This is a genomic window from Dactylosporangium thailandense (genome assembly GCF_059739745.1).
On sequence record NZ_AP029195.1, the window covers coordinates 1,722,319 to 1,746,400 of the forward strand.

Sequence of the window (24,082 nt, forward strand, 5' to 3'; positions counted from 1 at the left end):
GACATGGCACGACAGTGGACGTACGGGCAGCGCCTCGGCTTGGGATTCGTCGTCGCCGCGGGGCTGACGCTGATCACCGGGCTGGTGACCGTCTGGGCGCTGAGCACCGTGGTGGCGGGCAAGGACGAGGTCATCGACGTCGGCGTGAAGGGCCTCGCCGCGGCGCAGGAGCTGCGGACCGCCGTCGAGGCCAAGAGCAGCGCGGGGCGCGCGTACCTGCTCACCGGCGACCAGCGCTACGCCCAGCAGATCAGCGCAGCGCGGGGCCAGTTCTCCGCCGCTGCCGGGCGGGTCCGCGAGGTGCTGGCCAGCGCCGGGGAGCGGGACCTGCTCGACCAGGCGGTGGAGGGCGAGCAGCGCCACCAGGACGCGCTGCAGGGCGTGATCACCCGCCGGGACCAGCCCGGCGCCGACCTGGAGGAGATCAGCGCCGCGTTCGAGAACAGCGTCGTGCCGCAGCGCGACACCCTCGACCGCGAGATCACCTCGCTCGTCACGCTGCTCAACCAGGACCTGCGCACCCGCCAGGACGCGGCCTCGACCCGCGCCGCCGTCTCCATAGGGGTCGTGATCGCCCTCGCCGCGCTCTCCGTCGGCTTCGGCATCGTGAGCGGGCTGCTGCTCGCCCGTGCGCTCAAGCGCCAGGTGGCCGGGACCGTCGGGCACATCCGCAGCTCCTCGGCCCAGCTGGAGGCGTCGGCCGGGGCCCAGGCGACCGGCGCCCGCGAGCAGGCGACCGCGATGAGCGAGATCACCACGACGATCGAGGAGCTGCTCATCACCTCCCGGCAGATCGCCGAGGGCGCGCAGCGGGTGGCGAAGATCGCCGAGGACACCGCGGCCGCGGCCGGCTCCGGCGACTCCACGATCGAGGACGCCCGGGCCTCGATCGCCGCGATCCGCCGCCAGGTCGACCTCATCGTGCAGCACATGCTCGAGCTCGGGCAGCGCTCGCAGCAGATCGGCGGCGTGGTCGACCTGGTCTCCGAGCTCGCCGAGCAGACCAACATCCTGGCCATCAACGCGACCATCGAGGCGTCCGGGGCGGGGGAGTGGGGGCGGCGGTTCGCGGTCGTGGCCGACGAGATCCGCAAGCTGGCCGACCGTACGGCCGGCTCCGCCAAGGAGATCCGCGCGCTCATCGACGACGTCCGGGGCGCGGTCAACACCACCGTGATGGCGACCGAGACCGGGGCCAAGGCGGTCGACGCCGGCGCCCGGCAGTTCGACGCCGTCACCGCGTCGTTCCAGCAGATCGCCGACCTGGTGGCCTCGACCACGGAGTCGGCGCGCGAGATCGAGCTGTCCACCAAGCAGCAGGCGACCGCGGTCGAGCAGGTCAACGTGGCGGTCACCGACACCGCCCGGGTGACGCAGGAGAGCGAGACGAGCGCGGTGCAGACCCGCCAGACCGCCTCGCACCTGACCGGCCTGTCCACGACCCTGCTGCGGCTCGTGACGGCGGACAACCGCGCATGACGGACAAGGATCCGCTGCGGTACTTCCGGATCGAGGCCCGCGAGCTCGTCGATCAGCTCGCGCAGGGCGTGCTCGACCTGCAGGGCGGCGCCGGGGACCCGGAACCGGTGGCCGTGCTGCTGCGCCACGCGCACACGCTCAAGGGCGCGGCCCGGGTGGTGCGCCAGACCGGGCTGGCCGATCTCGCGCACGCGTTCGAAGAGCTGCTCATGCCCTTCCGCGAGGCCGGCTCGCCGGACGTTCCCGCGTTGCTGCGGCTGACCGATGCGATGACGTCGGCCGTGGCGGACCTCGAGCAGCCCGACGTTCCGGAAAGGTCCGAAGTATCGCCTGAACCCGAGCGTGAGACCACCGCGGACGTGGACGACCTGCTCGAGGCGGTCGACGAGGCCCACGCCCGCTTCGCCCCGCTGCGCACCCACACCGCGGCCCTCGAACGCGTCCGGCGCACCGCCGAGGGCCTCGCCGAGCAGCTGCGCGGCGAGCGGGGCGGCCCCGCCGCCGGCTCGATCGCCGCCGGGCTCACGACGCTCGGCCGCCGCCTCACCGCGACCGTCGAGCAGGTCGCCCGCGAGCTCGACGACATCCGCGGCCGGGCCGAGCGCCTGCGCCTGGTCCCCGCCGCGACCGTCCTGACGACCCTGCACCGGGCCGTGTACGACGTCGCGAACACCGAGGGCAAGACGGTGCTGTTCGACAGCCACGGCGGCGACGTGCGCCTCGACCCGCACGTGCTCTCCCAGGCCGGCAACGCCCTGCTGCACGTGGTCCGCAACGCGGTCAGCCACGGCGTGGAGCCCGAGGCCGAGCGCGTCGCGGCCGGCAAGGCGCCCCAGGGCCGGGTCAGCGTCGAGGTCCGCCGCCGCGGCCGGTTCGCCGCGTTCCGGTGCCGCGACGACGGCCGCGGCTTCGACCTCGAGGCGGTGCGCCGCCAGGCCGAGCGCCGCGGGCTGGTCCGGGCCGGCGCCGACGTGCGCGAGCTCATGCGGCTGCTCATGCAGGGCGGCATCTCCACCTCCGAGCGGGTCACCGGCGTCTCCGGCCGCGGCATCGGGCTCGACGCGGTCCGCGACGTCGCCGAGCGCCTCGGCGGCGAGGTGTCGGTGAGCACCGAGCCCGGCCAGGGCACGACCGTCGAGCTCACGGTGCCGCTCGCGCTCGTCTCGCTCTCCGGGCTCGTGCTGCGGGCCGGCGGGGTCCTCGCCGCGCTGCCGCTGGACGCGGTGCGCACCTGCGTGCTGCTGCCCGAGGTGGAGGCGTCCGCGGCCGCCGCGGCCGGGGCCCTCGCCCACGACGGGCGCGTGCTGCCGTTCCTGCCGCTGGCCCGGGTGCTCGCGCCCGGGGTGCCGCCCGTGGCCGGGAGCGGGGCCGTCGCGGTCGTGCTCGCCGCCGCCGAGGACGTCTTCGCGGTCGGCGCGGACCGGCTGCTGGGCACCTCGACGCTGGTCGTGCGGCCGCTGCCGGAGCTGGCCCCGGCGGCCGCGGTCGTCGGCGGGGTGTCGATCGACGCCGAGGGCAACCCGCGCATCGTGCTCGACCCGGCCGGCCTGGCCGCCTCGGCCGGGGCCGCCGGCAGCGTCGCGCCCCCGCCCGCCGCGAACGGCGCCGAGGGGGCCGGCGAGGCGCCGCGGGAGGTCGCGCCGATCCTCGTCGTCGACGACTCGCTCACCACCCGGATGCTCGAGCGCAGCATCCTGGAGTCCGCGGGGTACCGCGTGGAGCTGGCCGCCTCCGCCGAGGAGGCGCTGGAACGGGCCCGGCAGCGGCGGTACGCGCTGTTCCTCGTCGACATCGACATGCCCGGCCTCGACGGCTTCGCGTTCGTCGAGCTCACCCGGGCCGACCCGGAGCAGCGCGAGGTGCCCGCGATCCTGGTCAGCTCGCGGGCCACGGCCGAGGACCGCCGGCGCGGGCTGGCCGCCGGGGCCGCCGCCTACATGGTCAAGAGCGAGTTCGACCAGGAGGAGCTCCTCGGCCACATCCGCGATCTCGCGGGGGCACCGGCATGATCAGGGTGCTCGTCGTCGAGGATTCCGCCACGGTACGGCACTGCCTGCGCGAGGCCCTCACGCGCGCCGCCGGCTTCGAGATCGTGGGCGAGGCCACCGACGGCGCCCAGGCGGTCGAGCTCTGCCGGCGGCTGCGGCCGGACGTGATCACCATGGACGTGATGCTGCCGGTGATGACCGGGCTGGCCGCCACCGAGCAGATCATGGCGCTCGCCCCGACGCCGATCCTTGTGGTGTGCTCCGCCGACCGCCGCGAGCTGTTCACCACCTACGACGCGCTCGCCGCCGGGGCCGTCGACGTGCTGGAGAAGCCGCGCGGCGACGCCACCGACGACACCTGGCCGCAGCGGCTGCGCACCGCGGTCAAGGTCGTCTCCCGCATCCGCGTGGTCACCAAGCGCCTGGGCGGGGCCCCGCCCGCCCCGCCGGTGGCCGCCCGGCCCGAGCCGGCCGCGGTGCGCGCGGTGCTCATCGGCGCGTCGACCGGCGGCCCCGGGGCGATCGTGCGGCTGCTGCGGGCGTTGCCGGCCGGGTTCGCGGTGCCGGTGCTGTACGTCCAGCACCTGTCGGCCAACGAGTCCTTCGCGCAGGCGTTCACCGGCTGGCTGGCCGAGCAGACCGGGCACGTCGTCGGCTACGCCCGGGGCGGCGAGGCGCTCGGCGCGCTGGGCGGGCGGGTCACGATGGCCCCGCCCGACCTGCACCTGCTCGTGCGCGGCGGGCACCTGCACCTGAGCGCGGCCCCGCCCCGGCACTCCTGCCGCCCCTGCGTCGACACGCTCTTCGAGTCCGCGGCCGCGGACCTCGGGCGCGCCGCGGCCGGGTGCCTGCTCACCGGGATGGGCCGCGACGGCGCCGGCGGCCTGCTCGCGCTGCGCCGGGCCGGGGCGATGACGTTCGCGCAGGACGCGGCGAGCTGCGTGGTGTACGGCATGCCGCGCGAGGCCGCCGCGCTCGGCGCCGCCGCGGAGACCCTGCCGCCGGAGCAGATCGGGGCCCGCCTCGCCGCGCTGGGCGAGCGGCCTTCGGACAGGAGGCCCGCGTGGCGAACACCGTCCTGATCGTCGACGACAGCCTCACCGTGCGCATGGACCTGCACGAGGCCTTCGAGGACGACGGCTTCCACACCGTGCTGTGCGCCCGGCTCGGCGAGGCCGTCGACGCCCTGGAGTCCGAGCAGTTCGACGTCGCCGTGCTCGACGTGCGCCTGCCCGACGGCGACGGGGTCGACCTGCTGCGGCGGCTGCGCGCCCACCCCCGCCACGGCGACGCGGTCGTGCTGCTGCTGTCCACCGAGGCCGAGGTGCGCGAGCGGCTGCGCGGCCTGCGCACCGGCGCCGACGACTACGTCGGCAAGCCCTACGACGCGGCCGTGGTCGTCGCCCGCGCCCGCGACCTGCTGCGCCACGGGCCCGTGGCCGGCAACCGCCGCCTCGTGCTCGTCATCGACGACAGCCGCACCTTCCGCGAGCTGCTGCGCCGGCATCTCGCCGACGGCGGCTACGAGGTGGTGACGGCGGCCAGCGGCGAGGAGGGGCTGCGCGTGGCCGGGGTCCGCCGGCCCGACGCGATCATCGTCGACGGCGTGCTGCCCGGCATCGACGGCGCCACCGTCATCCGCCGCGCCCGCCTCGACGCGACCCTGCGCAACGTGCCGTGCCTGCTGCTGACCGCCTCCGACGACTACACCACCGAGCTGCAGATCCTCGAGGCCGGCGCCGACGCGTTCGTGCGCAAGCAGGAGGACCTCGCGGTCGTGCTGGCCAAGCTCGCCGCGGTGCTGCGCAAGAGCGCCGCCGCCCTGCCGCTGCCCGACGCCGGCGCCGTGCGCCCGGCCCGGGTCCTGCTCGTCGACGCCGACAGCCACTACCTGGAGACGATGACGACCCTGCTGCACGAGGACGGCTTCGAGGCGGTGCTGGCCCGCTGCGCCGACGACGCCCTCGCGATGCTGGCCGTGCAGCCGGCCGACTGTACCGTCATCGACCTGCACCTGCCCGAGATCGACGGCCGCGAGCTGTGCGACCGCATCCGGGCCGTGCCGGGCCTGCGCGACATGCCGGTCATCATCGTCGGCCACGACGACGTGCTCCTGGAGTGCCTCGCGGCCGGGGCCGACGACTACGTGCGCCGGGCCGACGGCACCGGCAGCCTGCGCGCCCACGTCCGGGCCCACCTGCGCCGCCAGCACCTGCACGAGCAGAACCGCCGCATCCGCGACGAGCTCGTGCGCCGCGAGATGGAGGCGGCCGAGGAGCGCGCGGCCCGCCGCTTCGCCGAGGCTCGCGCGGAGCTGGTCGAGGAGCTCGAGTGGCGCAACCGCGAGCTGGAGGCGTTCAGCGGCTCGGTCTCGCACGACCTGCGCTCGCCCCTGCAGACGATCCTGAGCTACAGCGAGCTGCTGGCCGAGGAGGCCGACGAGCAGACGGCGGCGCAGCTGATGCGCATCCACGGCGCCGCCACCCGGATGAACGCGCTGATCGAGTCGCTGCTGCAGCTCGCGCGCGCGAACCGGGGCCAGATCCAGCGCGGCACCGTCGACCTGGCGGCCCTGGCCCTGGACGTGGTCGACGAGCTGCGCCAGCGCGACCCCGCCCGCACCGTGCGCGTCACGGTGGCCTCGCCGATGACGGCCGCCTGCGACGGCGACCTCGTGCGCGCGGTCTACGCGAACCTGGTGGGCAACGCCTGGAAGTTCACCTCGCGCACCCCGGACCCGGCGATCTCGATCGGCTGCGACGGCGGGGTCTTCTACGTGCGCGACAACGGGGCGGGGTTCGCGGCGGACCGGGCGGAGGAGCTGTTCCGGCCCTTCGGCCGCCTGCACGACGCCGCGGAGTTCCCGGGCACGGGCATCGGCCTGACGACGGTGCAGCGCATCATCGACCGCCACGGCGGCCGGATCTGGGCCGAGAGCGAGCCCGGCCGCGGCGCGACCTTCTCCTTCACCCTCGCCGCCTGACGGGCGGCATCCGGTCAGTCGCGGGCCACGGCGTAGCCGAGTACCACCGCCGCGGACACGACGATGTGGCCCGGGGCGAGGTCCTGGGCCGTCGTCGCGGCGGCCTGGGCGTGGCCCCGGTAGCGCCCGGCGGCCTGCTGCTCCGGGTCCACGTCCTCGATGTGCAGGACGGCGCCGAGGCGAACGCCGGCGGCCTCGGCGTAGAGCCCGGCCTTGGCACGCGCCGCGGCGACGGCCTGGCGCCGGGCCTCGGCGCGCAGCTCGCGCTTGGCGACGACGTCGAAGTCGACGCCCTCGATCTCGTTGGCGCCGGCCGCGACGACGTCGACCAGCAGCGCCTCGACGTCGTCCAGCGCGCCGGACTCGATCGCGAAGGCGGCCTGGCACTGGTACCCGACGAACGTGCGCGACCCGCCGCTGTACTCGTGCTCCGTCTTGAGATCCAGCCGCGAACCCTCGACCGCCGCGTCGGCGATCCCATGCTCGCGCAGCGCCCCGCGCACGGCCCGCACGGCGGCGCGGGCGGCCTCGAACGCGCCGGCGGGGGCCTGCTCCACCCGCACGATCTTGAACCGGACGCGCACGATGTCGGGGACGGCCTTGACGCTCGCGGCGCCGAACGCGGTAATGCCCCAGGGGTGCTCCACCATCTGCATGACCACCGATCCAACCAGATCGCCCGCCCCGCCGCCGCCCCGCGCGCCGCTCTCAGGGCTCTAACTCAGCGTTTGCAGGTCGCCGAAGCCGGGCTCCTGCCAGGAGGGTCCGAGGGTGAGAACAATGCCGGCGTCATTCAGCGCGGCACCTGACTCCCATCCATCGCCACCCTCATCAAACAGGGCCATGCCCCCAATCCTCTCACTCAAGCCTTCCCAATCAGGGCCCGCCAACGCTTCCAGTTCTTGGTAGCCAAATTCACGCTCGTGTGCGATGACGTGTTCGACCAATGCGCGCTGCTGTGTCTCATCGCTCTCCATGGTCCGCGCCCCGGCGCGCGTCAGCCATCGCCTCACAAGCCTCAGTTGCCGCATGACAACGTCCGCGGGTGTGTGCAGGAGGCCGACGGCGACGTCGGCGTCTGGAATGTGAGCCACCCGCGCAGCGCCGACGGGTAGCGACACTCCTCGCGTGGGGCTTTGCAGCAGCATCGCTCCTACCAGCAGTCTGCGGAGGAAGGCGTCGCCGCGCCGCTGAGGCGTTGGCTCGGCAGCCTCAGACAGCGGCCAAAGAGACGGATCTTTCGCCGAGGCGGGGAGATTTGCCGCGGTCATGTCTGCGACAATATGAACAAGGGGATCGGCGGCCGTGCAAACGAGCAGTTGTCCGTGTGGTCCGCCTAACCCACGGCGCATTGCGGCTGTAAGTTGCTGAACAGCCTTCTTCCGGGTCTCGTCGCGAACCCGACGCCCGGCCGTTCCCTTCGCCTCGATGAGCCAGGGCATCGGCGGCCCAGGCCAGGTCTGCAAACCCCATAGGTCCGCCTGCAGTCCACCCCTGCCCCTGATCGGATGTGCGGCCGGGAACTTCAAACTCACGTGATCCGTACCGGACATGCCGAGTTGGTGCCGCCAGAGCCAATGCGTAGCAGCCATGCCGAGTCGGTAGCTGGCGGCACCCAGTTCGGAACTGTCGGCGCCGGCAAGGGCCCACTCGCTGAGCACTGCGACCGGTGTTCCGGCCGCGTCGACCGTGCGGGCCAGCAGTGCTGTGAGCGAATTGACGCGCACGGCCGTCTCGGCTCGAGCGAAAGGAGATTGCAGGAGATGGTGCACGGGCAGCGGGCGCCCTACCTCGACGCTTGCCAGTAGCAGCTGCCTCCACGTCGTAGTGACACGCGGAGTCGCCTCGCGCAGGTCCGTCACAGTGGGCCAACGCCCAATCTCGTGGGGCAGGGCGGCGGTTACGGCTACCGGAATCTTGACCGTGTCAACGCTGCGCAAGGGGGCTCTCGTCGGCGTTGCCGTGTTCGCCTTCGCCATGCCGACAGTATGGGCGTCGGGGACGGCCGGGTGTCGCCCACGCCTCGGCGGCAGAACCCAGTCAGCGCCACGCGATGGTCGGCGTCCCGGAGGACCACAGCGCCCCCGGTACGGGGATGCCAACCGCCGGTCCTCGCCCGGGGCGGTGCCCAGAAGCCGGTCGGTATCACCGTCGGTGCCCGTGGCGCTGGTCTTGCCCCACCGGCATTTCCGCGGTCTCCTCACGTCCCTGTTCCAGGCGACGGACGCGATCGTCTTGTCGACCGGCCAGGGCGTCGGCCGGTGGTGCGGGCCCAGGAGTGCGCCTCGTCGGGTTTGCAGGATGCGCCACACCGCGTCCGGCGGCAGGCTCGGATTGCCGCACAGCTCCAGCACCACCTCAGGGTCGGGGTGGGTGGCCGGCCCGGCCCGGACGTCCGGCGGCGTCGCCGGGTTCGACGCCAGCGCCCCGGCGCTCGCCGGGATCCGCGAGCAGATCCGCAGCGCCGCGGCCGGGGCGCCTCGTGCCAGCCGACCTCCGCCACGGCCGCCGGCGAGCTGCGCGGGTCCTCGGCGATGGCGAGCAGGACGCCGGGCGGCAGCACGGGTGAGCGGCCCCCGGCGTGAACACCCGTGGCCCGTGCCGGGCAGCGAAGGCGCGCACCTGCTCGGCCGTGACGCTGCTGCTCGCCGGTGCGAGCAGCGCGACGTCGAGGTCCGGGTCGCTCGGCAGCGCGGCCCGGATGTCCAGTGGCAGCTGGTGACACCCGGCGGCGACCCGCCGCAACGCCGGGTCCGGGTCGGCGGCCAGGGTCAGCAGCTCGTCGCGGTCCCGCCGGTAGATGATCCGCTGCGTCGTCCCGGTGGCGCGGTCGTGCTCCAGCACCAGGTCCATCGGGACCGCCAGGTTGTTCAGCACGTGCGGCCGCCGGTGGCCGGCGTCCCGGTCGTGGAGCCGGCCGCGGGTCATGTGCGGGGATGGCCGGTGATGCCGTCCAGCACCGTGGTCAGGTTGTGGTGGAAGGTCTCCTCGGCGTTGAGGTGGGCGCCGTCGACGACGAGCCGGGCGATGGTCGGGTAGCGGCCGGTCTCGAGCATGCGGGTCAGGTAGGGCCCGAGGGCGGCCTGCCAGGCGGCCACGTCGGTGCCGGTCGCGCGGGCGGTGCGCCGCTCGGTGATCTCCCGGCGCAGCGCTCCGACGATGAACGCGTTGAGGGCGCCCAGGGCCCGCTGGAGATCGTCGATGCCGTGCACGGCGGGGGACTGGGCGAGCGCCGCCGCGGTCGACTCGCCCACGGCGAGCGCGTGCGGTCCCAGGTGCGGCCGGGCGCCGAGCAGGTCGGCGAACCACTCGTGCTCGAGCGCGGCGTCGCGCGTGCGGTGCACGACGGCCAGCACCGCGGCGCGCCATCCGGGCGGCGGGCCGGCCTCGGCTATCTGGGCGATCTGGGCGTACACGGCGTCGACCATCAGGTCGAGCAGCTCGGAGCGGTTGGTCACGTAGTCGTACAGCCGCATCGGGCCGACGCCGAGCTCCTTGGCGAGCCTGCGCACCGACAGCCCGTCGAGGCCGTGCTCGTCGGCGAGCCGGATCGCCGCGGCGGCGATCTTCGCGCGGCTCAGCGGCACCGGTGCCGCCCGCGGCTGGGGCTCGGGGCGTTCCCAGACGGGCAGCGGTGCGCTACCGTACGGTGTATCCATAAGGTACAGCGTACGCTAAGGGGGATGACGATGCGAATCGCGATCGCCGGTGGGGGCCTCGGCGGGCTGACACTGGCCCGAATCCTGCACCGGCACGGCATCGGCGCGGTGGTGTACGAGCGCGAGGAGAGCCGATCCGCGCGGCCCCAGGGCGGCCTGCTCGACCTGCACCCGGAGTCCGGGCAGCGAGCCCTCGACGAGGCGGGTCTCACCGGCGAGTTCCGGTCCGGGGCGCGCCCGGAGGGCGAGGAGCACCGCATCCTCGACCCGGCCGGGCACACCCTCGTGCACCACAGGCCCGAACCCGGCTCGTTCGCCGGACGCCCCGAGATCGACCGCCGCGTGCTGCGCGACCTGCTGCTCGATGCCCTCCCCGCCGGCACGGTCCGGTGGGGGCACCGGCTCGTCGCGGCGACCCCGCGACCCGGCGGCGGCTTCGGGCTGACGTTCGAGGACGGTCACGGTGCCGGCGATGATGCCGCCTGCGACGTCCTCGTCGGCGCCGACGGTGCGCGCTCGGTCGTCCGGTCGCTGCTGACCGACGCGCCGCTGTCCCACGTGGCCACCCTGGCGGAGCTCACCATCGCCGACGCCGACCGCCGCCACCCGGACCTCGCCGACCTGGTCGGCCCCGGGAACCTCTGGTGCATCGGGGTGAGCCGGATCCTGGCCGCGCAGCGCCTCGGCGACGGCAGCATCCGCGTCGGGATCTCCCTGCCCGCCGGCGGCCGCCCCGCCGGCGCCTACCGCGACAAGCGTGCCCTGCTGGAGCTGTTCGACGGCTGGAACCCCCGCCTCACCGCGCTCATCGAGGCCGGCGACGGCCCGCCGACCCCGCGCGGGATCGAGGTGATGCCGGCCGGGACCCGCTGGGCCCACCGGCCGGGCCTCACCCTCATCGGCGACGCCGCGCACCTCATGCCGCCGGTCGGGGAGGGTGCCAACCAGGCCATGCTCGACGCCGCCGAGCTCGGCGCCGCCCTGGCCGCGGCCCCCGGCGACCCCGGCGCGGCGATCCGGGCGTACGAGGCGGCGATGTTCGACCGCATCCACCCGATCGCCGAGATGTCGGCCCGGGTCCAGGCCATGATGCTGTCCCCGACCGCGGCCGAGGACATCGTCCGCTTCTTCACGCCGGAGCCCGCCGAGCCGTCGCCGTGACGAACGACGGCGCGGCGAGTGCTACAGGGACAGGGCCGCCAGGTCGGTGCGGGCGGCCACGCCGAGCTTCGGGTACGCCTTGTAGAGGTGGTAGGCGACGGTCTTCGGGCTCAGGAAGAGCTGCGCGGCGATGTCCCGGTTCGACAGGCCCCGCGCGGCCAGCCGGGCGATCTGCAGCTCCTGCGGCGTGAGCCGGGCCGCCGCCGGCTCCGGGCGCCCGGGCGAGGCCGGCAGGCCCGTGGCCGTGAGCTCGCCGCGGGCCCGCGCGGACCAGGGGCGGGCGCCGAGCCGGTCGAAGGTCTCCAGCGCCTGGTGCAGCACCCGGCGGGCGTCGGCCTTGCGGCGGGCCCGGCGCAGCCACTCGCCGTAGGCCAGCGCGGTGCGCGCGTGGTCGAAGCCGGACAGGGGGAACTTCAGCGCCAGCCGGTACTCGTGCTCGTCCCCGGACACCAGCGCCCGGCAGCGCGCCAGGGCCGCCTGCCCCCACACGGAACCGGTGCGGTCGGCGAACGCGGCCAGGCGCGGCAGGAACGGCTCCACTGTGGACGGTGTCCCGGCCCGCACCGCGGCCTCCGCGAGATCCGGGATCGAGCGGACCGCGACCACCTGGTGCGGCGGCAGCGGCAGCAGGCGCGCGGCCGCCTCCTCGGGCCGGCCCTCGCCCAGGTCCAGCAGCGCGAGCGCCCACTGGGCCCAGCCGTGCCCGGCCGCCTGCGAGCCCGGGGCGGCCGCGGCCAGGGCGTCGGCGGCCGCGGCCCGGCACGCCGGGGCGTCGCCGGCCAGCGCCGCGAGCAGGGCGCGCACCGCCGAGAGCTGACTGACCCACACCGTCTCGCGGGCCAGGTCCAGGCCCTCGGCCACGCTGACCGCGGCGTCGCGGTGCCGCCCCGCGAACAGCTCGCCCTCGGCCTGGAAGAACAGCAGCGCCGGCAGCAGCCCGGCCAGGCCCTCGGCGCGGCACCGGCCGGCCAGGGCCGCGGCGAGCTCGCAGGCGTCGGCGTCCTGGCCGGCGACGTACCCGAACCCGCACAGCTCGACGAGGTCCCGGACCGCCACGGCGGGGTCGAGCGCGGTCCGGCGGCCGGCGACCTCGGCCAGGGGGCGGGGCCGCCCGCGCGCGGCGGCGACGAGGTACCGGGCGGCCGGGTCGCCGTCGAGGCGGGCGAGGTGGTCGAGGCACTCGCCGAGCGTGGGTTCGCCGAGGTACCAGGCCGCGTGCAGCGCGTGGCGGAAGGCGCCCCCGTAGGAGATCAGGTCGTACGCGGCCCGGAAGTCGCCCTGCCCGAACCACGCGTGGCCCTCGACCCAGCCGACGCGGGCCAGGAACTCGGGCCGCTGGTCGAGGCCGCCGGCCCGCTCGGCGAGCCGGACCGCGGTGGCGGGGGCGCCCGCCCGCAGGCCGTTCTCGGCGGCGAGCAGCAGCCGCCGGGCCTGCTCCGGCGGGGTGGTGCTGAGCTCGGCGGCGCGCTCGTACGCGGCCGTGGCCGCCCCGTAGCCGCCGCGCTCCCGGGCCTTGTCCGCGCTGTCTTCGAGGGCCGCGGCGACCTCGTCGTCGGGGCCGGTGGCGGCCGCGGCGCGGTGCCAGGCGCGGCGGTCGGCGTGCTCGGGGCCGGTGAGCGCCGCGGCCAGGGCCCGGTGCGCGGCGACCCGCTCGGCCAGGGCCGCGCCGTGGTAGACGGCGGCGCGCACGAGCGGGTGCCGGAACCGCACGCGGCCGCCGGCGATCTCGACCAGCCGCGCCTCCTCGGCCGGGCGCAGGTCCTCGGCGGTGACGGCGCGCAGCACGAGCGCGAGGTCGCCGGAGTCCTCGGCCGCGGCCGCGAGCAGGGCCGCCCGGGTGGCCGGGGGCAGGGCGGCGACCTGGCCGTGGAACGCCTCGCGCAGCCGCTCGGGCAGCGGGCCGGCGTGCGGGGCCGCGGTGCGGGGCAGCTCGAGCAGGGCCAGGGGGTTGCCTTCGGCCTCGGTCAGGAGCCGATGTCGTACGGCCGGATCGAGCCCCGCCTCGAGCAGCCGTTCGGCGTCGGGCGGCGCGAGCCCCTCGACGTCGAGCACGGCGACGCCTACGGCGTCCAGGGCGCGGGCGGCGAAGAGGATCACGACGCCCTCGGTGCCGAGGCGGCGGGCGGCGAACCGCAACGCGTCCGCCGACACCGAGTCCAGCCACTGGGCGTCGTCGACCAGGCAGAGGACCGGGCCGTCGGCCGCCGACAGCAGGGACAGCACCGCGGAGCCGACGAGCAGCCGGTCGGCCTCGCGGGCCGGGCCGAGGCCGAAGGCGCCCGCGAGCGCGTCGCGCTGCGGGCCGGGCAGCCGGTCCAGGCGGTCCAGCACCGGGCGCAGGAGCTGGCTCAGGCCGGCGAAGGGCAGGTCGGCCTCGAACTCGGCGCCGGCGGCGCGCAGTACCGTCGCGAACGGCAGCCCGGCGGCCCACTCCAGCAGCGCGGTCTTGCCGATGCCCGGGCCGCCGCGCAGCACCAGGGCGCCGCCGGCTCCGTCGCGGGCCGCCTCGGCGAGGGCACGCAGCCGCGCCTGCTCCTGGGACCGGCCGATCAGCACGGGTCCGACCCTACCGCCGGTACCGGATACCTAAGCGATGCCGATTCCGCGGGGCGCGCGAATCCCTAGCGTCGGCGGCATGACCACGACCGTGACCGCGCCGGCGATCGGCCACCGGCCGCCCGCAGTGCTCCCCGCCCTGCTCACCGTGACGTTCCTGACCGCGCTGGACTTCTTCATCGTCAACGTGGCGATGCCGGCGATCCAGCACGACCTGCGGGCCGGTCCCGCCGCCCTGCAGTGGGTGGTGGCCGGGTTCGGGCTGGCCCTCGCGGCCGGGCTGATCACCGGCGGCCGGCTCGGCGACCTCTTCGGCCGGCGCCGGATGCTGGCGGCGGGCCTGATCGTGTTCACCGCCGCGTCGGTGCTGTGCGGGCTGGCGCCGGTGGCCGGGGCGCTGGTCGCCGGGCGGGTGCTGCAGGGCGCGGGCGCGGCCCTGCTCATGCCGCAGACCCTGGCGATCCTGCGCACGGCGGTCCCGGCGCCGGCCCAGCCGCGGGCCTTCGCGCGCTACGCCCTCACCCTCGGCCTGGGTGCCGTGTTCGGCCAGGTCGTCGGCGGCCTGCTGATCCGGGCGGACCTGTTCGGCCTGGGCTGGCGGGCGTGCTTCCTGATCAACCTGCCGGTCGGGCTCGCCGCGCTGGTGCTGCTGCGCTCGGTGCCGGAGTCGCGGGGCCGCGGCACCCGGCTCGACCTGGCCGGGGCCGCGCTGGTGACGGCGGCGCTGGTGGCGCTGGTCCTGCCGCTCATCCAGGGGCCGCCGCGGGGCTGGCCGGCGTGGACGTGGGCGAGCCTGGCCCTCGCGGCCGTGCTGTTCGCGGTCTTCGTGCGCTCGCAGCGGTACCGTGCGCAGCCCCTCGTCGACCCGCGGCTCCTGCGCGGCCGCTCGTTCGGCGCCGGGCTCGTCGCGGTGCAGGCGTTCTGGATGGGGCAGGCCTCGTTCTTCCTGGTGCTGGCCCTGTACCTGCAGTCGGGGCGCGGCCTGTCGGCGCTGGCGTCCGGGACGGTGTTCATGGCCGTCGGCGCCGGATACCTGCTCACGTCCCTCAACGCGCACCGGGTCGCGGCGCGGCTGGGCCGGGCGACGGTCGCGGTGGGCGCGCTGGTGATGGCGGCCGGGCTGGGCGCGATGGCGCTCGCGGCCGGGGCCGGGCTCGGGTGGCTGCTGCCGGGGCTGGCGCTGGAGGGGCTCGGGATGGGGCTCGCCCTCGCGCCGCTGACGACGCTCGCGCTGTCGGCCGTGCCGGCGGAGCACACCGGCTCGGCGGCGGGCGTGCTCAGCACCGTCAACCAGACCGGCAACGCGGTCGGCGTGGCGCTGATCGGGATCGTGTTCTACCGCGCCGCCACGATCACCGAGGGCTTCCGCGCGAGCATGGTCGCGCTGGTGGTCCTCGAGCTGGCGCTGGTGGCCCTGGTGCGGCTGCTGCCCCGCCGCTGAGGCCCCACGCTCTCGGGCCTCGGCGCGCCGCCGAGGCCCTCGCGGCGGGGGAAAGGTCAGTGCTGCTCGGTGGTGTTGCCCTGGCCCGTGTGCTCCTGGGCGAAGTCGACGCCCTTGTCGATGTGGTCGCTGTACTTGTTGCCGGTCTTGTCGTCGACGACGTCACCGATCTTGTCCAGCGCCTGGTCGACCTTCTCGTCGTGCTGGTCGGCGAGGTCCTTGACCTTGTCGAAGAAGCTGTTCATCGCCCCACCGTACCCAACATCGCGGCCGCCGCGCCGAAGAAGTCCCCGCCCTTGCGCCGCATGTCGTCGGTCCCCCACGCGCGGTCCTCGGCGGTGAGTTTGCGCAGCCGGGGGATGTGCTTGGCGCAGTGGATGTACGCCTCCTCGACGAACACGTTCACCCAGCGCTCGGGCCGCCGCCCCGGCACCTGGTCGACGGGCAGCTGGGGGTGGTCCCGGCGCATCTCGCCGTCGGGGACCACTGTCGCGTGCCCGTTGACGTGCAGGCCGATCACGTCCTGGAAGAAGTCCACGAAGAGCAGCCCGACGTTCGGGTTCTCGACGAGGTTGCCGACGCTGGCCATGACGCCGTTGCCGCGGTACTCCGGCCAGGCCAGCCGCCCCGGCGCGAGCACGCTCACGAAGCCGGCAGGCCCGGCCCGCAACGTGCAGTCGCAGTGCCCGAGCGCGTCGGCGGTGGAGACGAACATCATCTCCTGCCGCCCGACGAACTCAACCATCCGCTCGTTGAGCGCGGGCAGCACCTGCTGGCGGTAGAAGCGTTCGGCCCGCTCCACCGTGCCTGCCCGCTCCTGCATCAGCCGTTCGCCGGCTGAGCCGGCCGTGAGTCCGTGATCGCCACCCATCAGCGCAGGGTTACACGCCGGGGGCACCTCCTGGTCGCACATCGTGTCCGACCCAGGGACGCAGTGCGACCGCGGTGGCCCGCTCGACCGCCTCCTGGACGCTGCCCGGGTCGCTCGGCCGGTCGCGCAGCAGGACCTGCAGCGCGCCGGTGACGGCCCCGACGAACGCGCCGACGAGGGCCGCGGAGGTGACCGGGTCCAGCTCCTCCGGGAACGCCTCGGCGAGCCGCCGCGCGATCTCCTGCTGCACGTCGGACTGGGTCTGCAGGGCCCGGCCGCGCACCGACGGGACCTCGGCGATGAACCGCAGCCGCAGGGCCGCCAGGCGCCCGGAGAGGTCGTCGCTGTCGTCGCCGACGATCGACAGGGCGCGCAGCAGCACCTGCGCGGGCGTGTCGTGCGGCCCGCGCCCGGCGATCGCGTCGATCGCGGCCCGCAGCCGGCTGTCGGTCTCGGGGAAGAGCAGGTCCTCCTTGGTCGCGAAGTACCCGAAGAAGGTCCGCGTCCCGACCTCGGCCGCGGCCGCGATGTCGGCGATCGTCGTCTGCTCGTAGCCGTCGCGCTCGAACAGGTCCGCGGCGGCGGTCACGAGCGCCTGCCGGGTCCGGGCACGCTTCAGCTCCCGCAACGACATGCGGGCGATCATATCGCACCGAATGTTAGTTGGCACTCATTGCAAACTTGCACTGAGTGCGGATATCGTCGTTCGCATGATGCCTTCGGTTCTCGTCTCCGGCGCCGGCGTGGCCGGCACCACCGCCGCCTACTGGCTCGCCCGGCACGGCCTGCGGGTCACCGTCGTGGAGCGTGCGAGCGGCCAGCGCTCCAGCGGCAACCCCGTCGACGTGCGCGGCCCGGCCCTCCCCGTCGCCCGCGAGATGGGCGTGCTGGCGGCCCTGCGCGAGCGCGCCACCCACGCCGACGGCATGCGCGTCGTCGACGCCGCCGGCCGCACCATCGCCCGGCTGCCCATGCAGACCGAGGAGGGCGCCCTGGAGATCCCGCGCGCCGACCTGGCCGCGACCCTCTTCGAGGCGGCGCGGGACCGCGCGGACTTCCGCTTCGACGACGCGGTCACCGCCCTGGAGCCGGACGGGCCGGGCGTGCACGTGACCTTCGAGCGCGGCGCCCCCGAACGCTTCGACCTGGTGATCGGCGCCGACGGCCTGCACTCGGCCGTACGGCGCCTGGCGTTCGGCCCCGAGCCGGAGCTGGTCCGCCACCTCGGCGTGTGGGTCGCGACCCTGCCCCTGGGCGAGCCCGCCGACGACCCGAGGCACGCGCTGCTCTACAACGAGCCGGGCCGCGTCGTGTCGATCCACCCGTCCCGCGGCGAGGCCCTGGTCGCCTTCATCTTCCGCGGCCCGGCCCGCCCCGGCCTCGACCACCGCGACACCGGCGCGCACCGCCGGATCGTGGCCGAGGCCTACGCGGGCGCCGGCTGGCGGGTGCCGGAGCTGCTCGCGAAGCTTCCGGGCGCCGATCTGTACTTCGACAGCGTCAGCCGGGTACACCTGCCGGAATGGACGCGGGGGCGCATCACGCTGACCGGGGACGCCGCGTCCTGTGTCTCCCTCTTCGGCGACGGCTCGAGCCTGGCCATGGCCGGCGCCCACTCCCTCGCCGCGGCGCTCGCCACCGCCGGCGACGACCTCGCCGCGGGCCTGCGCCGCTACGAGGCCGAGCACCGGGCGCGCACGGACGCGAAGATCCGCGGCGCGGGGCGGGCGGCGGCGCTGGTGGTCCCGAAGACGCGCCTCGGCCTGGCCGCGCGCAACGCCGGCGCCCGGGTCCTGTCGTTCGTCCAGGACCGCCGCACCCCCGCCGCGGCGTGACCCGGGCGGCCCGAACTCGAGCCGGCGGCGCCCAGTGACGTGCCTCGAACGTATGCTGCCGGTTCATGGCCGGTGACGGGTGTGACCTGGACGATGTGCTGGTCCTGATCAGCACCAAGTGGGGCGACTGCGAGGTGGCGCTGACGGCGTGGATGGCCGACGGCCCCGGTCCTCGGGACGCGACCCGGCCGGAGTCCGCGCGATCCCGGTCGACGGGCGAGGCGCTGCCGCTGACCGTGATTCCGCTCGCCTACCGCAACGATCGCGAGTCCCGTGCCCTGATCGCGGCCGGCAGGATCGCGCCGCCGTGGCGGAACGTTCCCTGGAACGCCGGCGAATGGGGAAAGCCGCCCTGTGAGGTGTACGGCCCGCGGCCCTTCGACCGGTCGGTGCCGGAGTCCGCTGATGCGGCGCACTCCACGGTGCGGAGGCTCGCGGGCGAGGCACGGTGGGAGGAGCTCGACGCGGTCGTCCAGCAGGCCGCCGCCGAGCTCGCCGACGTCGCTGCCGTGCTGTGCGAGGTGCTCGAGTCGGATGCCAGGCCGCCCCGCCCCGGGCACCTCATCGACGCGCTGGGGCGGCTCAGGTACGACGACGCCGCGGAGCTCCTGGAAAGCCTGGTCGGACAGTTCGCATACGCGGACGGGGGTCTGCCCGACGCCCGGCGATGCATCCGGGCGCTGGCGGCGATCGACAAGCCGAACTCGCGGGTGAGGCTGACGCTCATCTCCTGGCGGGACTGGCCGGGACCCATCCAGCGGTGGGCGGCCCAGGAACTGCGGGCCAAGGGGCAATACATTGCTCCACCAGGCGGCTGAGCCGGACTGAGCCGGGTCAGCCCTCGATGAGCGTCGCGATCCGGCGGGCGGTGGCGCGGTCGCGCAGCAGCTCGCCGAGCACGTCGCGCAGGGCCTCGCCGGTCTCGTCGCCGGCTTCGAGCGCGACCTGCAGGCGCGTGAGCGCGAGCGTCCGTTGCGCGGCGGCGTGCCGCTGCGACCCGTAGGCATCGAGCCCGGCCTGCGGCGCCGCGCCGCACAGTGCCGTGGCGAGCACCCTGCCCAGGGCGACGGCGTCGAGCAGGCCGGCGTTGATGGCCGAGCCGCCGGCGCTGAAGATGTGCGCGGCGTCGCCGGCGAGGAAGACCCGGCCTTCGCGGTACCGCTCCGCGTGCCGGCTGTTCGCCACGACGCTCCTGGCGGCAACGGCCGTCGTGTACGGCAGCTCGGCACCCAGGACGCGGCGAAGGCTCGCCCGCAGCTCCTCGTCGCCGAGCTCGTCGGTCGGCTCGCTGTCGCCGCGCGGTTCGTGCGTGCTGACGATGTACAGGTCATCCGGCGCGGAGCGGTCGAGCGCGTCGGCGGGGGCGATGGTGATCGACCCGTGCGCGGTCCGGCTGGGCCGGAAGGACTCGAGCCGGCCGATCCCGCGCAGCTCGAGGTGATCGCCGGCCCGGGTCACCGCGCCCGCGGGGATGGTGACGCGGGCCAGCCGGGAGATGCCGGCGCTGGTGACGCCGGGGAAGCCGATGCCGAGGCGCTTGCGTACGAAGCTCCGTGCGCCGTCGCACCCCACGAGGTACCGCGCGCGCAGCTCGGCGGGCGAGCCTCCGGCGGCGGCCCGGACGGTCACGCCGTCGCCGTCCTGCTCGAACCCGGTGACCTCGTGCCCGCGCAGGACCGTGGCGCCGAGGCGCACGGCGCGCTCCTCCAGCAGGCCTTCCAGCCGGTGCTGCGGCACCGGGAGCACGTGGAGCGGGCCGCGCAGCAGGCCGAGCCGGAGGGTGAACGGGCCGAAGCGGAACCGCGGTGGCCGCACCACCCGCAGCCCGGTGCCCCGCAGGAGCCCCCGCCGCCGCAGCTCCAGCACGGCCCGGCCGACGACGCCGTTGCCCTTCGGGATCCGGACCGGCCCGGCATTGCGGTCGAGCACGACCGTGCGGGCACCCGCGGCGGCGAGGTCTCCGGCGAGCATCAGGCCCGTCGGCCCGGCGCCGGCGACGACCACGTCAGGGACGGATGCGTCAGGCTGAGGCGACATGGTTGTCAACCTAGCTTGACGCCCCGGCCTCCGTCAACCTACGTTGACGGGAGATGTCAGGCCTCGGCCTGCTCCAGGGCCGCCTCGGCCCGCTCCGGGCTGCCCTGCGCCAGGCCCCGGTCGATCGCGCGGCGCGACGTCAGCCAGAGCACCCCGCCGGTCAGGAAGACGATGATCTCGGTGACGGTGAGGGCCCAGATGATGCCCGGCAGCCCGAACCACAGGTTGCCCAGCAGCACGATCGGGATGAACAGCACGCCCTGGGCGGTGGACATGACGATCGCGGGGAAGGAGCGGCCCGTCGCCTGGAACAGCGACGTGATGAGGCCGCGAAAGCCGTTGACGATCATCGCGACGAGCTGGGCCATGAGGATCGTGACGCCGATGCGCAGGACCGAGCGGTCGGCCACGAAAGCGGTGAAGAGCTGCTCGCGGAAGGCGAACGCGGCGGTGGAGAAGACCAGCACCACGACGCCGACGGTGATCGCGGAGCCGCGCAGGGCGGCGTTGAGGCGGTCCCGGTCGCCCTTGCCGTAGGCGTAGGCCAGCAGCGGCAGGACGCCGATCGTGACGCCCATGACGAGGAACTCCGGCACCTGGGCGATGCGCACCGCGACGCCCATGGCCGCGAGGGGGCCGTCGCCGTAGGCGACCGCGAGGCGGTTGAGCACCAGGCTGGTGACGATCAGGAAGGCGGACTGCAGCAGCTCGCCGACGCCGACGCCGAAGACCGGCTTGAGGACCGCCGGGGAGAGGGTGAACCAGCGCGGGGCGAGGCTCACGTGCTCGCTGTGGCGGTGCAGCCAGACGGCGAAGTACACCACCGTGACGAGGTTCGCCAGGCCCGTGGCCAGGGCGGCGCCGGCGACACCCCAGTGCAGCACGAGGATGAACAGCACGTCGAAGACCAGGTTGCCGATCGTCGAGGCGATCAGGCCGATCATGGCGGTGCGGGCGGCGCCCTCGGCGCGGACCAGTTGCTCGAGGCAGAACGCGGCGGCGAGGACGGGCACGAAGACGAGCAGGACGGCGACGAAGTCCCTGGTCGCCGCGGCCGACGCCGGGTCGGCGCCGAGCAGTGCCACGAGCGGGTGCAGCAGGAGCAGCCCGAGGCCGCCGAAGACGGCGCCGGCGATCGCGGAGCCCCACACGGCGAACGACGAGACGTGCCGGATGCCGGCGGCCTTCGCGGGGTCGTGCTCGGCCGCGCCGAGCAGCCGGGACATCAGTGCGCCGCCGCCGACGCCGAAGACGCCGCCGACCGCCATGACCAGGCCGAGCAGCGGGGAGCCGAGGGTGACCGCGGCGAGCAGGGCGGTGTCGTGCAGGGAGCCGATGAAGCCGGCGTTGATGACGTTGTAGACGGCGCTGACGATCATCGCGGCGGCCATCGGCACGCAGAGGTGGACGAGGGCGCGGGCGATGGGGGCGGCGGAGAGGTACCAGCGGTTGGTTCCTACGGCGTCGGCCGCCACGGGAGTGCCGAGGGTCGTGGTGGTCATGACGGCTCCTTTCCAGGGCAGGCGTGATCGCGCGGCGACCCCTCGGGCCGGCGCGTGGTGGGTGAACGGGGTCTAGTCGCGCGTGGGCTGCGGCAGGACCGAGGTGATCTTGGTCAGCAGGGCGTGCAGGGCGTCGCGCTCGGCCTGGTCCAGCGGGGCGAGGATGGTCTCCTCGGTGGCCGCCATCGCGGTGTCGAAGCCGGCGATGAGCTCGGCGCCGGCCGGCGTGGCGTAGACGCGCTTGCTGCGCTCGTCGCCGCCCTCGGTCCGGCGCTCGACGAGCGCGCGGCGCTCCAGCCCCTGCAGGAGGCTCGACACGCTCGCCGCGCTCGTGCGCGTCATCTTCTGCAGGTCGCGCTGGATCGCCCCGGGGTTCTGCACGAGGTATCCGAGCGCGAAGGCCTGGGCGAAGCTGAGCTCGCGCTCGCGGATCCACTCCTCGCCGGCCTTCTGCTGCGCCCAGCCGATCCAGTGCAGCAGGTCGAGCGTGGTGGTGAGCCTCGGTGCGTCCATGGTTTGAACTCTAAAGATTAGAGTTCTAACTGTCAACGCTCTAACTGTTGGTGGTGGGTGACGCCGGGCACGGTCAGTTCTGCCGTTCGCGCTGCTCGGCGCGGTGCAGGGCCTGCTGCTCCGGCACCGCCGGCGCGGCCGTGTCCGCCAGCAGCGCCCGGCGCGCGGCGAGGGCGCGCAGCAGGTGCGCGATCTCCACCTCCGGCACGCCGGCCCGGATGCACGCGCGGCGCAGCGGGTCGTGCAGGGTGTACGCCCCCGGCAGCAGCGGAGCCAGCCGGCGCCCGGCCAGGTTCAGCACGCCGGCCAGGACGTGCTCGCGGCGCACCGGGGCCGGGGCCTCGCCCGCGCCCGGCAGCGTCGTGTGCCACCGGCGCAGGCGGCGCCCCAGCAGCAGGACCGCCGCCGCGAGGCCGGCCAGGATCGCGGCCGTCGCGGTCAGGGGGCCCACGTGGTCCCCGGCGAGGCGGCCGGCGGTGAGCACGACCAGGGCCGCGGCGACCGCGCCCACGGCGGCGCCGGGCAGCGCGGCCAGCACGATCGGGGCGGTCGTGGCCGGCGGGCGGACCTGGGCCAGGGTCATGAGCAGCGGGGCGGTGTGCGGCGGCCAGGTCCACGGGCGGCTCAGCACGTCGTCGAGGAGCCGGCCGTACGCGGTGCCGCTCGTCATCCGGAACGCAAGCCACCGCCCGGCCAGGGTGCTGCGGTCGTGGTCGCGCCCGGCGAGCAGGGCGGTGGCCACGCCGCGGTCGAGCTGGGCCCGGTGGACCAGCGCCGTCGGCCACGACGGGTGATGCTCGCAGCGGCCGAGGACCGTGTGCAGGACCGGCGGATCGTCCGCGGCCCGGGCCACCGCGTCGAAGTCGAGCGGGTCGCCGGACTCCTCGGCCACCGCCACCGCCGCGGCGGGGTCGCGGCGGGCCAGCAGGGTGAGCGCGGCCGAGCCCGGGCCGCCCGTCGCGGCCAGCCGGCGCAGCACGTCGCCCACCGGCGGCGCCTCGTGGCCGGGGTCGTCGCACTGGCCGCCCGCGTCCAGCAGCGGCAGGAGGGTGAGCAGGCGCGACAGCCAGCGCGGGTCGCGCGCGGCGGGCGGGGCGCCGGCCAGCGACTCGATCTCGATGCGGGCCGCGCGGCGCACCCCGTCGTCGTCGCACGCGCCCGCCGACAGGGCCGCCCGGAACAGCAGCCGGCGGTCGGTCAGCGCGGACAGGTCGTCGATGATCCGCCAGCGCAGCGTCTCCGGGGCGGCCTTCGCGGCGCCGACGGCCTCGCTCATCAAGGCCGCGGGCCAGGGGCGCTGGCTGCGGAGGCGGTCGGCCAGGGTGTCCCAGCCGCCCCGTCCGGCGGAGGCGGGCTCGCCCGCGACGGGCAGTACGACCGCCGGAATGTGGAAACCGGGGACCGGCTCGGCGTGGGAGAGCGTGACCACCGTCGAGGCGGGGGCCTCGCGCGTCAAGGGGCCGATCAGCCCGGCGACCGCGGCCCGGACCGCGCCGCCCGCCTCGTCGAGGCCGTCGAGCAGGACCAGGTAGCCGTGCTCGGTCGCCTCCGCCGCGGTGATCGCGGCCAGCACGACGTCGGCCGTCACCGGCCCGTCGGCGGCGACCTTCGCGAGATCGACGTACACGGGGCGCTGGGCGGCGGCCGGGTCGGCGGCGGCCCGGCGCCAGGCCGCGCGCAGCAGCCACGGCAGGGGCCGCGGGCCGGCCGGGCCCGGGGTGGTGAGCAGCCAGAGGCGCTCGCCGCGGCGGTCGAGCAGGGCGGCCGGGTCGACCCGCTCGCCGCGTGGGCCGAGCAGTGCGGGCGCCTCGGCGCGATCGCCGGGGCCGGCTTCCAGGTGATGGGCGGCGTGCCGGCGCAGGGTGCGCTGCGCAGCGTGCCGCGGCATCCGGTTCGCGGGCATCGACGTCGAGGCTCCGAACGAGTGGGAAATGCTGACCCCGCCATCGTGCGCTCGGCGATCACTGCGGGTAGCGGGAAATGCCGCGCATCCATCGAACGGGGTAGCCCTCCCGCCCGGCCCCGCACACGGTGTGCGACCGCCCGGGCGCTGCGGG

The 24,082-nt window shown here is 75.3% G+C and carries 20 protein-coding genes; 8 read left to right on the forward strand and 12 right to left on the reverse strand.

All coding sequences use genetic code 11. The annotated features are described in order from the left end of the window. Positions 1 to 3 precede the first annotated feature (3 nt). Genes AC6JBM_RS07510 through AC6JBM_RS07525 form a run of 4 tightly spaced genes read left to right on the forward strand, consistent with a single transcriptional unit; the run spans position 4 to position 6,450 of the window. Positions 4 to 1,479 carry a HAMP domain-containing methyl-accepting chemotaxis protein gene (locus tag AC6JBM_RS07510; protein ID WP_497982865.1) on the forward strand — a complete coding sequence of 492 codons (1,476 nt, stop codon included), beginning with the start codon at positions 4 to 6 and terminating at the stop codon, positions 1,477 to 1,479. Then, positions 1,476 to 3,488 (forward strand): hybrid sensor histidine kinase/response regulator, encoded by a 2,013-nt coding sequence (locus AC6JBM_RS07515; RefSeq protein WP_497982866.1) that lies wholly within the window; start codon positions 1,476 to 1,478, stop codon positions 3,486 to 3,488. The genes AC6JBM_RS07510 and AC6JBM_RS07515 overlap by 4 nt, the downstream gene beginning before the upstream one ends. Further along, the gene (cheB, locus tag AC6JBM_RS07520) at positions 3,485 to 4,549 is read left to right on the forward strand and encodes a chemotaxis-specific protein-glutamate methyltransferase CheB (RefSeq protein ID WP_497982867.1); all 1,065 of its coding nucleotides are present in this window, start codon (positions 3,485 to 3,487) and stop codon (positions 4,547 to 4,549) included. The genes AC6JBM_RS07515 and cheB overlap by 4 nt, the downstream gene beginning before the upstream one ends. Next, on the forward strand, positions 4,531 to 6,450 hold the full coding sequence (locus AC6JBM_RS07525; protein ID WP_497982868.1) for a response regulator: 1,920 nt from the start codon (positions 4,531 to 4,533) through the stop codon (positions 6,448 to 6,450). The genes cheB and AC6JBM_RS07525 overlap by 19 nt, the downstream gene beginning before the upstream one ends. Positions 6,451 to 6,464: 14 nt before the next feature. On the opposite strand, the gene AC6JBM_RS07530 is transcribed toward AC6JBM_RS07525, so the two are convergent. The 4 genes from AC6JBM_RS07530 to AC6JBM_RS07545 form a co-directional block, all read right to left on the reverse strand. Continuing rightward, complete coding sequence (locus AC6JBM_RS07530) at positions 6,465 to 7,106, reverse strand: SIMPL domain-containing protein (RefSeq protein WP_497986432.1); 642 nt, start codon at positions 7,104 to 7,106, stop codon at positions 6,465 to 6,467. A 60-nt stretch (positions 7,107 to 7,166) separates the two neighbouring features. Then, positions 7,167 to 8,429, reverse strand: coding sequence for a hypothetical protein (locus AC6JBM_RS07535; RefSeq protein WP_497982869.1), 1,263 nt, complete (start codon positions 8,427 to 8,429; stop codon positions 7,167 to 7,169). 379 nt (positions 8,430 to 8,808) lie between these two features. Beyond that, positions 8,809 to 9,378, reverse strand: coding sequence for a hypothetical protein (locus tag AC6JBM_RS07540; protein WP_497982870.1), 570 nt, complete (start codon positions 9,376 to 9,378; stop codon positions 8,809 to 8,811). Then, on the reverse strand, positions 9,375 to 10,109 hold the full coding sequence (locus tag AC6JBM_RS07545; protein ID WP_497982871.1) for a TetR/AcrR family transcriptional regulator C-terminal domain-containing protein: 735 nt from the start codon (positions 10,107 to 10,109) through the stop codon (positions 9,375 to 9,377). Before AC6JBM_RS07545 ends, AC6JBM_RS07540 begins: the two co-directional genes overlap by 4 nt. A 24-nt stretch (positions 10,110 to 10,133) precedes the next feature. Between AC6JBM_RS07545 and AC6JBM_RS07550 the strand changes: the two genes are divergently transcribed. Further along, a complete protein-coding gene (locus tag AC6JBM_RS07550; RefSeq protein WP_497982872.1) occupies positions 10,134 to 11,270 on the forward strand; it encodes an FAD-dependent oxidoreductase in 1,137 nt (378 codons plus the stop codon). Between the two features lie 21 nt (positions 11,271 to 11,291). On the opposite strand, the gene AC6JBM_RS07555 is transcribed toward AC6JBM_RS07550, so the two are convergent. Further along, positions 11,292 to 13,826 (reverse strand): helix-turn-helix transcriptional regulator, encoded by a 2,535-nt coding sequence (locus AC6JBM_RS07555; protein WP_497982873.1) that lies wholly within the window; start codon positions 13,824 to 13,826, stop codon positions 11,292 to 11,294. Positions 13,827 to 13,905: 79 nt separating this feature from the next. On the opposite strand from AC6JBM_RS07555, the gene AC6JBM_RS07560 reads away from it, so the two are divergent. After that, on the forward strand, positions 13,906 to 15,267 hold the full coding sequence (locus tag AC6JBM_RS07560) for an MFS transporter (protein ID WP_350610913.1): 1,362 nt from the start codon (positions 13,906 to 13,908) through the stop codon (positions 15,265 to 15,267). A gap of 56 nt (positions 15,268 to 15,323) precedes the next feature. On the opposite strand, the gene AC6JBM_RS07565 is transcribed toward AC6JBM_RS07560, so the two are convergent. From AC6JBM_RS07565 to AC6JBM_RS07575, 3 genes are read right to left on the reverse strand one after another with little or no spacing between them, the layout of a single operon-like run. After that, the gene (locus tag AC6JBM_RS07565; protein WP_433617612.1) at positions 15,324 to 15,512 is read right to left on the reverse strand and encodes an antitoxin; all 189 of its coding nucleotides are present in this window, start codon (positions 15,510 to 15,512) and stop codon (positions 15,324 to 15,326) included. Then, positions 15,509 to 16,090, reverse strand: a complete 582-nt coding sequence (locus tag AC6JBM_RS07570; protein WP_497982874.1) for a pyridoxamine 5'-phosphate oxidase family protein — start codon at positions 16,088 to 16,090, stop codon at positions 15,509 to 15,511. The genes AC6JBM_RS07565 and AC6JBM_RS07570 overlap by 4 nt, the downstream gene beginning before the upstream one ends. Positions 16,091 to 16,148: 58 nt before the next feature. Continuing rightward, positions 16,149 to 16,772, reverse strand: a complete 624-nt coding sequence (locus AC6JBM_RS07575; RefSeq protein WP_497982875.1) for a TetR/AcrR family transcriptional regulator — start codon at positions 16,770 to 16,772, stop codon at positions 16,149 to 16,151. A 76-nt stretch (positions 16,773 to 16,848) separates the two neighbouring features. Here AC6JBM_RS07575 and AC6JBM_RS07580 point away from each other — a divergent pair, with 76 nt between their 5' ends. Together AC6JBM_RS07580 and AC6JBM_RS07585 are read left to right on the forward strand one after the other, a co-directional pair. After that, positions 16,849 to 17,973: an FAD-dependent oxidoreductase gene (locus AC6JBM_RS07580; protein ID WP_497982876.1), complete on the forward strand. Its 1,125-nt coding sequence runs from the start codon at positions 16,849 to 16,851 to the stop codon at positions 17,971 to 17,973. A gap of 65 nt (positions 17,974 to 18,038) precedes the next feature. Further along, positions 18,039 to 18,791: a hypothetical protein gene (locus tag AC6JBM_RS07585; protein ID WP_497982877.1), complete on the forward strand. Its 753-nt coding sequence runs from the start codon at positions 18,039 to 18,041 to the stop codon at positions 18,789 to 18,791. Between the two features lie 16 nt (positions 18,792 to 18,807). Here AC6JBM_RS07585 and AC6JBM_RS07590 read toward each other — a convergent pair whose 3' ends face one another. From AC6JBM_RS07590 to AC6JBM_RS07605, 4 genes are all read right to left on the reverse strand, one after another. Next, positions 18,808 to 20,010 (reverse strand): FAD-dependent monooxygenase, encoded by a 1,203-nt coding sequence (locus AC6JBM_RS07590; protein ID WP_497982878.1) that lies wholly within the window; start codon positions 20,008 to 20,010, stop codon positions 18,808 to 18,810. Positions 20,011 to 20,066: 56 nt separating this feature from the next. Beyond that, positions 20,067 to 21,512 carry an MATE family efflux transporter gene (locus AC6JBM_RS07595; RefSeq protein ID WP_497982879.1) on the reverse strand — a complete coding sequence of 482 codons (1,446 nt, stop codon included), beginning with the start codon at positions 21,510 to 21,512 and terminating at the stop codon, positions 20,067 to 20,069. Positions 21,513 to 21,584: 72 nt separating this feature from the next. Continuing rightward, positions 21,585 to 22,025, reverse strand: a complete 441-nt coding sequence (locus AC6JBM_RS07600; protein ID WP_497982880.1) for a MarR family winged helix-turn-helix transcriptional regulator — start codon at positions 22,023 to 22,025, stop codon at positions 21,585 to 21,587. A gap of 73 nt (positions 22,026 to 22,098) precedes the next feature. Further along, positions 22,099 to 23,928 carry a hypothetical protein gene (locus AC6JBM_RS07605; protein ID WP_497982881.1) on the reverse strand — a complete coding sequence of 610 codons (1,830 nt, stop codon included), beginning with the start codon at positions 23,926 to 23,928 and terminating at the stop codon, positions 22,099 to 22,101. Between the last annotated feature and the right edge of the window lie 154 nt (positions 23,929 to 24,082).